Consider the following 13,553-nt stretch of genomic DNA (forward strand, 5'->3'; position numbering starts at 1 on the left):
CCTTTAGTTAGATCTGGAATCTTGGATGATAAAGGTTTTAGTTCTATCTCGGAAGTCGGTTTTAAAGTTCTTCAGATTTAAAAAAGTGGATACCGGTAAAGCTACAAACTATCAGCTCTTGATAGGCAGCACCAAATTCAGCAGCTTGCGCTTCTATATTGCAACCTCCGTATATTTTGTGTGATATCATATGCGCAAAATAATAAAGCCATTTTAAAAGAAAATTTTGGAGAAATTAATGTCACAAATTGCGGATATCCGTGGGCGCGAAATTTTGGATTCTCGTGGAAACCCAACTGTTGAGGCCGATGTTATTTTAACATCAGGTGTTATAGGTCGTGCAGCGGTACCTTCAGGCGCATCAACGGGTTCACGTGAAGCGGTTGAATTGCGCGATGGTGATGCTGCAAGATATGGTGGTAAAGGTGTACAGAAAGCCGTTGCAGCTGTAAACGGTGAGTTGCGTGATGCCCTGAAAGGCAAAAGTGTGATGGATCAAGCCGCACTTGATCAGGTTCTTATTGATCTGGATGGAACGCCAAGCAAAGCTCGCCTCGGTGCAAATGCATTATTGGCAGTTTCTCTTGCAGCTTCGCGTGCAGCGGCGCAGGAAAGTGGTGAGCCACTCTATCGTCATTTGAATAAAAATGGAAAATATTCCATGCCAGTGCCTATGATGAATGTCATCAATGGGGGAGCGCATGCAGATAACAGCGTTGATATGCAGGAGTTTATGATCGTTCCTGTGGGCGCGCCAAGCCTGACTGAGGCGGTGCGTTATGGTGCTGAAGTGTTTCATGCATTGAAAAAAGTGTTGAGTGATAAAGGTTTAAATACTGCTGTGGGTGATGAAGGTGGATTTGCTCCAGATCTTCCTTCAAATGAAGCTGCCATTGAAGTGATTCTGGAAGCCATTACCAATGCCGGTTATAAAGCGGGTGAGGATATTTGTATCGCACTTGACCCAGCAGCTTCTGAGTTCTATAAAAATGGTAAATATGAGTTGGAGTCTGAAGGGAAATCACTGACATCGGCCGAAATGGTTGAGTATTTTGCCGCTTGGGTTGAAAAATATCCGATTGTATCCATTGAAGATGGCATGGATGAAGGTGATTGGGACGGCTGGGCGCTGTTGAGTAAACGTGTTGGTGATCGTGTGCAATTGGTGGGCGATGATCTTTTTGTGACTAATACTTCTATTTTGAAAGAAGGAATTGATAAAAAAATTGGCAATTCAATTTTGATCAAAGTAAACCAGATTGGTACATTGACTGAGTCAATTGCTGCGATTGAGATGGCGCAAAATGCAGGTTATACCGCTGTGGTTTCTCATCGTTCAGGTGAAACAGAAGATAGTTTTATTGCCGATCTGGCGGTTGCCACATCAGCAGGACAGATCAAAACAGGTTCGTTGTCTCGCTCTGATCGTATTGCAAAATATAATCAGCTGATTCGTATTGAAGAAGCTTTGGGGGATCAAGCCGGTTACCCAGGAAAGAGTGTGTTTAAACGCTAATTCATAATAGTGGTTCGGATCGGGAAATTTTTTCAGTATGAAAATTTTAATTAGTAATGATGATGGCTATCTGGCACCAGGCATCCGCTGCTTGGCTGAATTCTTGTCGGAGTTGGGTGAAATCACAGTCGTTGCACCTGATCGAGATCGCAGTGCTGCAAGTAACTCACTGACGTTAGTGAATCCACTTCGTGCCAATAAAGCGGATAATGGCTTTATTTTTGTGGATGGCACACCGACTGATTGTGTTCACTTGGCAATTACCGGGCTGTTCAGTGAAGAGCCGGATATGGTCGTGGCTGGCATTAATGCGGGCGCTAATCTGGGGGATGATGTTATCTATTCTGGAACCGTGGCTGCAGCAATGGAAGGGCGCTTTATGGGCTTTCCTGCACTGGCATTTTCATTGGTGAGCAGCAATCCAACACATTATGAAACGGCTGGAAAGGCAGCTCAAATTTTAGTCAGTCGTTTAGCTAAAAGTTCGTTGCCTGCAGATACAATATTGAATGTTAATGTGCCTGATGTTCCCTGGTCTGAAATTGCGGGTTTTCAATCAACGCGTTTGGGTCACCGTCATAAATCAGAAGCGGTTGTTAAAATGGAAGACCCTCGTGGCCGAACGATCTATTGGGTGGGGCCGGCAGGGGCTGAGCAGGATGCTGGGCCAGGCACCGATTTTCATGCAGTGAAAAACAGTTATATTTCAGTGACACCGATTCAAGTTGATTTGACCCGTTATAGTGCTTTGCAGCAGACAGCAGACTGGTTGTCTGATATTCAAATATCATGAGGCAGCGCCATGAGGGGATAGGGATGACCTCTCGGCGTACTCGTCTCAGATTAATAGATCACCTGAGAGAAGCCGGCATTAAAAATGAAGTGGTCTTAGCTGTGATGCTTGAGATACCGCGGCATATATTTATGGGTGAAGCACTGGCAAGCCGTGCTTATGAAAATACGGCATTACCGATCGGTTATGGCCAAACAATTTCCCAGCCCTATATTGTCGCACGTATGACGGAAGCGCTTTTATCTGGTGGGGCGCTGGGTAATGTGTTGGAAATTGGTACAGGGTCAGGATATCAAGCAGCAATATTGGCTCGATTGGTAAAAACCGTTTACACAGTGGAGCGTATTTCCGCACTATTTTATGAAGCAAGCAAGCGCTTTAAAGAACTCGGGCTGGATAATATCAAAATTCAAAACAGTGATGGTTATGATGGCTGGCAAGCACACGCTCCATTTGATGGGATTATCGCAACAGCTGCGCCATTTGAAGTGCCGAGCATGCTTTTAGATCAATTGGCTGATGGTGGGCGCTTAGTTATTCCTATTGGTGATCACTCTCGTCAAGTTTTAAAATTAATTACTCGCCAGGGAGATCAATTCAAGGAAGAGTCGCTTGAAATGGTGAGTTTTGTACCAATGGTGCCTGGAGGGCGTTAGTGCGCATTTTTTCTTATTTTTACGATAAATCTTTAAAGTGGGCGGAGCATCGTCATGCCCCCTATTATTTGGGAGGGCTCAGCTTTGCTGAATCCTCTTTTTTTCCAATTCCACCCGATGTCATGCTGGCACCCATGGCTTTGGCGCGCCGTAACAGAGCCTGGTTTTATGCGCTACTGACAACCGTTGCATCTGTTTTAGGTGGGATTTTTGGCTATGTTCTTGGCTTTTATGGGATGGAAGCGATTGAGCCAATTTTACAAAATCACGGTTACTGGGATAAATATTTAACCGCTCAGGACTGGTTTGCAGAGTGGGGGTTTTTGGCGATTCTTATTGCTGGGTTTTCTCCAGTTCCCTATAAAGTTTTTACCATCTCTGCAGGTGCGGCTGCGATGAGTTTTTTACCCTTTGTGATTGCATCACTCATTGGTCGTGGGGCTCGCTTCTTCTTAGTGGCTGGGCTTATTTGGTGGGGCGGAGAACGTATGGAAAAAACGATACGCTCAAACGTTGATCGTATTGGCTGGTTTCTGGTTGCTGTCATTGTTGTTGCCTACTTTCTTCTCAGAGGTTAAATATATACACAACACTCATAAAATAGCTCAGGAATTCTAAATTGAAGGCGAACCTTCAGGAAAACTGACCAACCCTTATGAAATAGATATTCACAGGGACAGGAAAAATGATAATGAACAGTAGTAATGGGAAAGATGATCCTGATATTGAGAAGGTTAAAGAAAAACTTACAGGAATAAGCGAAAATGATTTAATCGGTTATGCACTTATGACTTGAATTCAGGATAAAATATTAAGGGATGCAAAGAAAATTGAGTCTGGCTTTGAATCTTTAGAGCATGCAAAGAGAGCGAAGGCCAACAAAAATTAAGAAATATAGAGTATGAATTATGAAAATCTAACAAAATACCACTTCGCGTGGCCATTGAGGCATGTCTAGGCTCATAATTGAGTTAATAAGAAGGAGATAGTAGTGTTATTTATAGATGAAAATGGATGGGTTGATAATCCAAAAATAAATAAAGAGCACCGTCCTGCCATAGAGCATTCGTCTATCGTCGCAATTAATGCTGTGGTATTGCACCGTACAAATACTGGGACTGCAACCTCAGTTTTAAATGCGTGGGAAACACAAAAAGAAGGCACACACTTCTTAATATCAGAGAGAGGTGAAATTTTTCAAACTGCAAGTCTAAAAAAGCAGTGTTGGCATGTTGGCAAGCTTTATTCTAAATGTAGAACTGTGTCATCTTGTAGCAAAGAAGATGCCAAAACAATAGAAGATATACTTCATAAAAAGAATACAAATTGGGGCAAAAAATTTAGGTTGGTTACAAGGCACGAACTAAAAAAAGATTATCCAATTAGATTCCCTCATAACCATGACTCATTTGGGATTGAGATTGTTGGTGTTTATTCGAAAGATAAGAGTGCTTATCCGGCACCTAATGAACTTCAGCTCGATCCGCTTTTTTGGTTACTTGACGAAATCATTTCAATCCACAGTCTTTCCATCAAGGATATTTATGCGCATGGAGAAATTGCACATAAGGATAGAAAAAAAACCGAAGGCGCAGCTGCACTGAAAGCTTACGCAATACACAAACAGGAAAAATAGAATGAAGTCACGTTTGTTATTTATTACTATACTAATTTTTAATATATCATGTACTTCTCATACTATAGCAAATAAAAACTATAATGAATTTCAGTTTTCTAAAATAAAGTCAGATTATCTCCTGACTGATTCTAATAACTATGGATGCAAAAAAATTGATAACTCTGTGATTATGCATGTTTTGAAAACAGGGACAGTAGTTACTGATAGAGAAGTCCATGACCACTTTTCTACAACAGGGTGCAGTATTAGAGGCTCCATGGTTTTAGATGGTGCCGAAACTGATTTCACCTTTGATTATGGCGGTATTATCTATTTTTCAAGTGGAATGATACTAGGTTGTAGCAAGGAATGTTGTGGTGGAAGTTATCTTTATTGTTCATGGGATGGACAGAATTTAAAAGGGTTGTAATGGCCTGACGACTAGCTCCATGAAACACAAAAAAATGCTACTTCGGGCGCCTCCCCACTGAGCATGGCCGATGCAATGAACTCTTTCTGGATCAAAATTATACTGCTGTTGCCTTTGCTGGCGGGGTGTGGTGGTTTTGTATATCACAAGGTCGAGCTAGGCGATACACTCTCTCATATTGGGGCAAAATATGGTAAAAATTACAAAGATATTGCACGTTGGAATAATATTGCAGCGCCGTATGTTTTAAGGGAAGGTGAAAGGATACGATTGACCCCGCCGGCATCAGGTCTATTTTCTGATGCTTCGCAAACCATTGTAAAGGCCAAGGTTGCACCGCCAGTGAGCTCAGTGGCGACTTCTGTTGTTAAAAAAATCAAAGTCGTCGAGCCACGAAAGCCTTCTGTAAAACATGAAAAAATTCTACCTAAACCTCAAAAACATTCAGTTTTACCTAAGGATAAATCAATTAAGTTTACGGGGTGGTCATGGCCTACAAAGGGGCGTGTGACGAAGTATTTTTCATTTCAAAATGAAAAAAAAGGGATCGAAATCAGTGGCCGAGTGGGCCAGCCCGTTCGAGCGACGGCGGCTGGAAGAGTGATCTATAGTGGTAGTGGTTTAGATAAGTATTATAAAAATCTGATTGTTATTGAACATGAGAACAACTTTTTAAGTACCTACGGACATAATAAAAGCCGCCTGGTAAAAGAGGGTGATTATGTGGCAGGTGGTGAATCTGTGGCGGAGATGGGTACATCCAGCACTGGGGGGGCATTGCTCTACTTTGAAATAAGGAAAAATGGAAAGCCAGTTAATCCGCTGAACTATTTGTCAAAAAAACAATAGCGCCTTACCTTTGAAAGTCACCTATCGTTTTTATTTCATAAACACTGTACGCAGGTTCTTCGTATGGGTGTGCTTCTATGAGCGCTTGAAGCGCCTGAGTTATAAATTTTTCCTGGCAAACCAGCTCCAGTTTGTACTCTTCGATTTGCTCAATTTTACCTTTTTCACCAATGAAAGGGTTACTGCTTTCCAGTGCTCGGAATTGCCCTGAGCCAAGCGTTTGCCAGGCGCAATGGTCGTATTGACCCAAATGCCCAGCACCCGCATTAAATAGTGCCGTTTTGACCTTATCAATATCCTTTATTGGTACAAAAACAGATATTTGATACATTAAATTGTCAGCAATTTAATATCAGTTATTGGCGCTCTGTCAGCGTGCCTTTGACATTATCCCAGTTTGCAGACCAGACACCATTGCCATTGATGTAGTGAACACCATCATTACGTATTACAGCACGGTCACCCGATGTATCACCATAACCATATTTTGTGTTATCGGCTGTTTCTATAATCATTTTTCCTTGCTCTTCAATTGAGGCAGGTTTGCCTTGTGAGCCATCGTTAACATTAAAAAGATAGAGACCCGTGTGTGTCCACGGTGCCCAGCTAGAGGGCTGTTTTGGGTCAAATAGCTCACCGTTGCTTTGTCCGTGTAATTTGATTGGCAGTGCAAGCTGTGCTGAGCCATCATCGGCGGCCAGCCAGGTAAAGGCTAGGTGATCTATAAGTGCCTCTGATTGTGTGCCCCGTTGCCCGATGCTCAAGCTTTGCAGCTCTTTGGGGTTAGCTGGGTCAGCAATATCAAAGAGTGCAAGTTTCAGGCCTTGAACCCAAGCCCCACGTCCATCACCAAACTCTGATGTAGTATCCGCAACAGCGTCTTTACCCAAGCCAATCATGAGGTTGTCATTGACTGGATGTAAATAATCTGAGTAGCCAGGAATCTCCAGGTCTCCTGCAATGAATGGATCCGTTGGATCAGAGAGATTCAGTACATAAAGCGGGTCAGTCATGCGAAATGTTACCAGATAGGCACGATCACCAATGAAACGTGAGGCATACAGGCGCTCTCCAGGTTTTCCTATGGCAGCGGGGCGCTCTTTGTTTGGTAAGCGAGCAATCTCCTCCAAGGCTAATGCATCCGTTTTTTCGGTTTCACGAAATAGTGTCAAGCGCGTTGTTGCTGTTGCATTCCAATCATCTCCAAGGGAAGTTGCAATACGTAAAACACCATCATTTTCACCCATACGGAATGATTTTTTATCCTGCTCCCAACCTAAGTGACCATCAGCAACACCTGAGCCACGATATTCAGGGCCTTGGTCGGTGAAGGAAAATTTATGGATTTCTGTTGTAATTTCTTGTGGGTAGACAACGCTACGTATTTCTGGAACGGGTTGAATTCCTGCACCAGGTTGAATGCTGTAATCATAGCGAGTGGTTGCCAGGTACATTGAATCCAGTGAAACATAAATAGTTTCTGTCGGGCCGATCATGCAGCTCGTGTTAGGTTTGCTCTCGGGGCGAGTCAAATCAATGGCTACAACGCTGATAATATCTGCACTGCCTCGCTCATTATGAGTGGGTGCGAGATAGCAGCTTTCGGCGCTTAAAAGGTCTGTTTTTTCAGCATCTCCAATGCTCCACTGTGGAAGCAAGTCTGCCAATGCAGTTTCATCCAGTAGCGTTTGGTTTCGCGTCTCTTCTTCGGGGGTTGAAGGGTAAGTAATGTAGTCTTTGATATAGGGGTTAAAACGTGTGACCAAATAGAGTATTTCACCAATACGACGGCTAGAAACCAGATGGCCGTCAAACTGCAGTGTGGTTTCAATGGTTGGCTCCACCGGATTATCGACCTGGATCAGGTTAATTCTTGTCGTGCCTGATTGCCACACCCAAGGTGAAGCGAACCAGTCACGGGCAATCGGTTCTTGATATTGACCGACCGTGACTAAAGTATCTGGCAGAGAATCATCCCGCTCGTTGAGGAGGTAGGTGCCGTTGATATACTCACCTTTTTTGAGTTTTATTTTAGAAACTTCCTCCGCACTTTGTGGATTATCTGAAAATTTTAGTATGCGTATATGAGCAAATTCTGGTTCTGAATTTTGTTCAATGGAGGGTTTTAATATCGAAGTCTCAAAAGCAACATCGTCAGATAGTAGGGGTTTGTATAAAAAGGGGGTGGGTCTTTGAGCTATATAGAGGTATTGACCGTCAGTTTTAATACGGTCAGCTTCATCGACACCGCTTTCTTGAAGGTTCGTTGCTGATACGCGACTTTCAGTTTTTGACCCAGACGCAGCGGGGGCTGCTGCTAAATCAAAATTTTCAACGACACCGTCCTGAATGCCACCTCCTTTGAGGTAAGAGCCAGAATATTGTTGGGTGATGCCTTTTTTGATGCGCTCTTCCAGTGCATCAGGGGTTGTGAAGTTTTTTAATAGCGCGTTGTTTGCGGGTTCATCCGTTTCTGGGGAATCGTTATTTTTTTCAAGTTGCTCTGTCAGTTGAGGGCAACCGCTGATGAGTACGATACCTGCAATAATTGTAATAATTTTTACTGTGCGAAATGGGGGAGGCATAATTAAATCTTCCTTGTTCTTTATTAAAGATATAAAAATAAAACAAGAGTGCTGAATATTTTCATTATGACATGGATCTTGACTATTAGTTCGGTTTGTATGTTGGCAATGGAGACAGATAAAATAGTGATGTGCTATGAATAATACTGTCACAGTGATTCAAATAGCGGTATTATCTAGAGTTAAGTTGTAATTTTTATGGTGATCTCTGGTTTTTTTATTTATTCGTGAGTTTTGCGCGAAGAGCGTATTTTTCACTTGACGGTCAATTGATCAGAGATTGTGTGCTTGAGTGATACGAAATCAGCTAGTTTAGATGGAGCTTTCGTGCAAAGATTTCTATTAATAATTCCTTTTATTGGCCTGGATGTTTTGGGGTCTCACCTACTATTTGCATCTGATGAATACACAAAACCTGAAGCTGAGCTGGAAGGTGTTCTTATGCAACAGCAAAGTGGGTCTGATGGGTTGTTAGAAGAGGTGACTGCATCCGAAAAAGAAGCTGTAGAGGTGTTGGTGTTTGATTTTGTTGAGCTAGGCCGTTGGAGTCTGACTGATGATGGCGGCGATGAGTCTTGGGAAGGGAGCTCTCAAGGGTTAGATGCCAGGGTCAAATTGCCTGACGATAATAGCCCAGTATTTGTAGTTGATCGTAATGTTGATCAGATGCGTGACTCATTGCGAAACTCATTGTCTGCTAAAGGTCGGCCGGGTGATCAGGCACGCAGTATTATTGGCCAATTTCGTGACCAAAACGGCGAAGATCCCGCAGAGCTTTATAATAACGCTTTGCAGTTTACGAAAAGTGGAGAGGCGATGGATGCTTACCTTTTGTACTATTTTGCAGCTAGAGAAGGGCATATAAACGCCTCTATAGCCTTAGCCAAAATGTATGATCCAATCCGCTTTTTAAAAGAGCGCAGCCATATTGAAAAAGCTGATGCCGCATTGGCTTTTAATTGGTACAAAAAAGCAGCAGGCAGAGGAAGCCGTGTTGCGGCAGACCACCTAGAGTCCCTTCGTCATTGGGTTGAGACATCATTGCCTGACTCTACGCTAGAAAAACAACGTTTACTTTTACTTTGGAAAAAGCTTTAATTTTCGGATCAAACTTATGAATTACTCCACTGTTTTTTTTATCATACTTTTTGTTCTTGCGGGTATGATTTTTCAGACATCTCAAGTGATGGCCAATACTTCAGACGCTGAATTTTATCAAGAAAAAAAAAGGCCACTGCTACTGCCTGGAAAAAAATCACTTTATCAGCGTGTGCTTGCCCGACCTGGCGCTATTTTATATAAAAAATTACAAAAAAATTCAGAGACTTTAAATATTGATCCTTTTTCAGTGTTTTATGTTTATGAACGTGTAAAAAAGAGAAGCGCAGAGTGGTTGCTTGTGGGCTCAAATAGCCATGGATCAATAAAAGGATGGATTAAAAACCGACAATTAATTCAATGGGATCAGGCGCTGACGATCTCATTTCGAGAGCCTTTGGGGCGTGATCGTACTTTGCTATATCGAGATAAAAACTACTTGAAAAATCTCATTATGGATTATGACCTTAGCGAATATCGAAAACTTTACAGGAGTGCAAAAAAAGGCAACATAGATTCAAATTCGCCTGTGATTGCCATTCAGCCCGAATCGTATACAGATATTCAGAATGATTTTTATCTGATTCCAATCCTGTCACATGAAGATATCTATTTAGGAGGGGAGCAGGCGCGGATGTTACAGGTCGCGACTGTGCCGTTGGTGCGGCCAGATTCAAAACCTGCAAAAGCAAACATTAAAGCCACTCCTGCGCCTATTACTGAAGATAGTTACCGTTCAGGTATTGTTTTTGTGATTGATACTACACTGTCAATGGGGCCTTATATTGATCGTACACGTGAAGCCGTACGTAGAATTTATGACGAAATTAGTCGTGCAAATTTGACGGATCAGGTCAGTTTTGGTTTGGTGGCTTTCCGTGACAGTTTACGCGGTGTGCCAGATCTTGAATATACAGATCGACTTTATGCAGATCTTGGTCAAGGAGAAAATGCAGAGCAATTTTTGCATTTAGTTGATAATGTGCAGCCCGCCAGCGTATCAAGCCGAGGCTTTAATGAAGACCCATATGCAGGTATCAAGCGAGCCATTGAGGGCGTTGACTGGGACGGCTTTGCCGCACGTTATGTGGTTGTGATTACTGATGCAGGGGCAAGACAAGGGTATGATGTTCGCTCAAAAACAGGCATGGGTGCTGAAACATTGAGGCAGATGGCAGAAGATAATGGAATTGCTCTCTGGACGTTGCATCTATTAACCCCAGACGGCAAAGACAATCATGCCAGTGCAGCCGAGCAATATAAAACGCTTTCCAGATACCCCGGCATTGGTGATTTATATTACGGTGTTGATATGGGCAATGTTAATGAGTTTGGTCATGTGTTGGAAATAGCAGCTAAACAAATTACACATCAGATACGTATTACCGCAGAATCCAAACCATTACAGATCACGCCTCCGGTTCAGTTTGCAGAAGATGCCGAATTCACTTCATTTCAGGATAAAGTAGCGACATTGGGCTACGCGCTCAGAATGCGTTACTTGCAGCGCCAAAAAGGGGTAGAAATTCCCAGCATATTTAGTGCATGGTTGGTGGATCGTGATTTTCAAAGGCCGGAAGTTCCCGCACTGGATGTCAGAGTTCTTCTGACACGCAGCCAATTGAGTGACCTGCATGTTGTGCTCAAGCGAATATTAGAGGCCGCTGAGGATGGCATTATATCCCCCCAGAATTTTTTAAATGATTTGAAAAGCCTCGCCGCATCATTGAGCCGTGATCCCACATCGGCAAGCAATAGCACACGAGCAACAAGCAGCTATGGCGGAAATCTGGCTGATATGGGGTATATGCGTGAATTTATAGAAGGCTTGCCTTACAAAGGTGAAATTATGAACATCTCTCTGGATGACTGGGAAGTGTGGTCGGCGAAACAGCAGTTATCATTCATTCATAAATTAGAAGAGAAAATTAACTACTATAGTGCGTTGTATGACAACACTGATTTATGGGTCTCATTGGGTGGCGGGCCGATTAATGGTGACTCTGTTTTTCCTATTGCACTTGATATGTTGCCATAGTTTCAGAATATGTCGATGCTGTATCACCTTGAAGGGGTTGTGAAAATCCGTGTTGATAATCACTTTGAATTTCGGCTCAATATTCCAGACCTTAAAATTTATAAAGGTGAAAAAATTGCCTTAATTGGTGTCAGTGGCAGCGGTAAAAGTACTTTGTTGGATATTCTGGCAATGGTGCTGAGCCCTTCAAGCACTCAACTGTTTCACTTTACATCGCCTGCAGGGACGACCTTTGACCTGAAAAAAATTTGGCAGCAGCATGACCAGAACCAGTTGAGTGATCTACGTCGTGAACATATCGGTTATATTTTACAAACGGGTGGGTTGTTGCCATTTTTGACCGTACGGCAAAACATCATGTTACCACGTACTTTATTAGGCGTTGCTGATGACCAGTCTATTGAATTTATGGCAGATGTTTTGGGAATCAAGCGACAGCTGGATAAACGTCCCGGTGCACTCTCTGTTGGAGAGCGGCAACGTGTCGCCATTGCACGAACATTAGCCCACCATCCCTCAATTGTTTTCGCAGATGAGCCAACAGCATCACTCGACCCCATAAATGCAGCTAAAACAATGACACTGCTCACTGAGTTGATTGATGTGCTGGATATCACCATGATTATTGCCAGCCATGACTGGCAATATATGGAAAAGCTGGGGCTGCGCTGTTTAAAACAGACATTCGAGCAGAGTCATGATGGCACATTAATCGAGTCAACATTTACAGGGTGAGTTCGGCTAACAATGAGTACTAAACAGCTACGTCATGTCGCGTGGCTTGCACTAAGAGACTACCTCTACGAATGGCGACTTTCCAGTTGCTTTGTGCTTTCGCTGGCCGCAGTGTTAGCACCGATGATGATACTGTTCGGCTTGAAGTTTGGTGTTGTAAGCAGCATGGTGGATCAATTGGTGGAAGATCCCCGAAATCAGGAGATTCGCCCTGTGGGCAGTGGTTACTTTGAGGAAGAGTGGTTTACTAAGATGGCCGCTCGGCCTGATGTTGCATTTGTTATTCCGCGCACTCGAATCCTGTCGGCAACAGTACAACTACAACGTCTGGATGGGGGGCGGATTGTTTCAGTTGAGTTGATTCCGTCAGCAAAAGGTGACCCGCTATTGGGTGACTCCATTACAGCGCCACAAGGGTTTCAATCGGTTGTTTTAACCGCATCCGCTGCTCGCAAGCTCGGTGTGACTGTGGGTGATAAAGTTGACGGCAGTTTGCAACGTCGCTACGAAGGAAAGCATCAGCGTGTTCACATGGAAATGGTCGTGACAGCCATCAATCACGAAGGGCTGTTTAACCGTGATGGTGCATTTGTATCACTGGGTGTTGTTGTGGCGACAGAAGCATTTCGTGATGGATATGCCGTCCCTCAGCTCGGTTGGTCAGGAAGAGAAGCGACAACAGAACCGAGACTGTTTTCTGGCTACCGTTTATATGCACGCTCCATTTATGATGTCGCGCCATTGCAGCAAGCTTTAGAACGTCAAGAGCTGGAAGTGCGATCTAAAACAGCAGATATTGAAGTCGTACAAAATATTGATAAAAACCTTTCGGTTCTATTTTGGGTCATTGCGTTAATCGGCATTACAGGAGCCTCTTTTTCATTAGGCGCAAGCCTTTGGGCCAATGTCGATCGTAAACGAAAAGAGCTGAGTGTTTTAAGACTGATTGGATTGCGTACAGGCAGTATTGTCTGGTTTCCAACGTTACAAGGTCTCTTTACTGCTATTTCCGGATGGTTATTAGCCAGCCTGATTTATCTATTTGTTGAGCTTAGTGTTAATTTATTGCTGGCTGATATGTTAAATATGGGCGGCTCAATTTGCCGTCTTTTACCCAGCCATTTCGCAATTGCGGGTATACTGACTGTTGGAGCCGCGCTTATTGCATCAGCATTAGCAGGTTATCGAGTTTCACGTGTTGAGCCATCCGATGGGTTGCGTGATTTATAGTTCAC

At 43.3% G+C, this 13,553-nt stretch carries 13 protein-coding genes; 11 read left to right on the forward strand and 2 right to left on the reverse strand.

The annotated features are described in order from the left end of the window. The first annotated feature begins 238 nt into the window (after window positions 1-238). The 7 genes from eno to L3J70_04045 all read left to right on the forward strand — a co-directional run bounded on the left by eno (window position 239) and on the right by L3J70_04045 (window position 5,862). Complete coding sequence (eno, locus tag L3J70_04015; protein ID MCF6235528.1) at window positions 239-1,516, forward strand: phosphopyruvate hydratase; 1,278 nt, start codon at window positions 239-241, stop codon at window positions 1,514-1,516. A gap of 37 nt (window positions 1,517-1,553) precedes the next feature. After that, the gene (surE, locus tag L3J70_04020; protein ID MCF6235529.1) at window positions 1,554-2,309 is read left to right on the forward strand and encodes a 5'/3'-nucleotidase SurE; all 756 of its coding nucleotides are present in this window, start codon (window positions 1,554-1,556) and stop codon (window positions 2,307-2,309) included. Window positions 2,310-2,332: 23 nt separating this feature from the next. Continuing rightward, entirely contained in the window at window positions 2,333-2,965 is a 633-nt protein-coding gene (locus L3J70_04025; protein ID MCF6235530.1) for a protein-L-isoaspartate(D-aspartate) O-methyltransferase, read from the forward strand. After that, a complete protein-coding gene (locus L3J70_04030) occupies window positions 2,965-3,543 on the forward strand; it encodes a DedA family protein (GenBank protein ID MCF6235531.1) in 579 nt (192 codons plus the stop codon). The genes L3J70_04025 and L3J70_04030 overlap by 1 nt, the downstream gene beginning before the upstream one ends. A 413-nt stretch (window positions 3,544-3,956) precedes the next feature. After that, window positions 3,957-4,601: an N-acetylmuramoyl-L-alanine amidase gene (locus L3J70_04035; GenBank protein MCF6235532.1), complete on the forward strand. Its 645-nt coding sequence runs from the start codon at window positions 3,957-3,959 to the stop codon at window positions 4,599-4,601. Window position 4,602: 1 nt separating this feature from the next. Next, the gene (locus tag L3J70_04040) at window positions 4,603-5,013 is read left to right on the forward strand and encodes a hypothetical protein (GenBank protein ID MCF6235533.1); all 411 of its coding nucleotides are present in this window, start codon (window positions 4,603-4,605) and stop codon (window positions 5,011-5,013) included. Window positions 5,014-5,076: 63 nt separating this feature from the next. Further along, complete coding sequence (locus L3J70_04045) at window positions 5,077-5,862, forward strand: peptidoglycan DD-metalloendopeptidase family protein (GenBank protein MCF6235534.1); 786 nt, start codon at window positions 5,077-5,079, stop codon at window positions 5,860-5,862. A gap of 4 nt (window positions 5,863-5,866) precedes the next feature. Here L3J70_04045 and L3J70_04050 read toward each other — a convergent pair whose 3' ends face one another. Both L3J70_04050 and L3J70_04055 read right to left on the reverse strand, forming a co-directional pair. Beyond that, window positions 5,867-6,193 (reverse strand): NGG1p interacting factor NIF3, encoded by a 327-nt coding sequence (locus tag L3J70_04050; protein ID MCF6235535.1) that lies wholly within the window; start codon window positions 6,191-6,193, stop codon window positions 5,867-5,869. Between the two features lie 25 nt (window positions 6,194-6,218). Continuing rightward, complete coding sequence (locus tag L3J70_04055; protein MCF6235536.1) at window positions 6,219-8,447, reverse strand: beta-propeller domain-containing protein; 2,229 nt, start codon at window positions 8,445-8,447, stop codon at window positions 6,219-6,221. Window positions 8,448-8,774: 327 nt separating this feature from the next. Here L3J70_04055 and L3J70_04060 point away from each other — a divergent pair, with 327 nt between their 5' ends. From L3J70_04060 to L3J70_04075, 4 genes are read left to right on the forward strand one after another with little or no spacing between them, the layout of a single operon-like run. Next, window positions 8,775-9,545, forward strand: a complete 771-nt coding sequence (locus L3J70_04060) for a hypothetical protein (GenBank protein MCF6235537.1) — start codon at window positions 8,775-8,777, stop codon at window positions 9,543-9,545. Between the two features lie 16 nt (window positions 9,546-9,561). Beyond that, entirely contained in the window at window positions 9,562-11,583 is a 2,022-nt protein-coding gene (locus tag L3J70_04065) for a VWA domain-containing protein (protein ID MCF6235538.1), read from the forward strand. A 9-nt stretch (window positions 11,584-11,592) separates the two neighbouring features. Further along, window positions 11,593-12,318 carry an ABC transporter ATP-binding protein gene (locus L3J70_04070; GenBank protein MCF6235539.1) on the forward strand — a complete coding sequence of 242 codons (726 nt, stop codon included), beginning with the start codon at window positions 11,593-11,595 and terminating at the stop codon, window positions 12,316-12,318. A 12-nt stretch (window positions 12,319-12,330) separates the two neighbouring features. Continuing rightward, a complete protein-coding gene (locus L3J70_04075) occupies window positions 12,331-13,548 on the forward strand; it encodes an FtsX-like permease family protein (protein ID MCF6235540.1) in 1,218 nt (405 codons plus the stop codon). Window positions 13,549-13,553: the final 5 nt, after the last annotated feature.

Source organism: Gammaproteobacteria bacterium, from assembly GCA_021648145.1.
Taxonomy (GTDB): Bacteria; Pseudomonadota; Gammaproteobacteria; order JAADGQ01; family JAADGQ01; genus S141-38.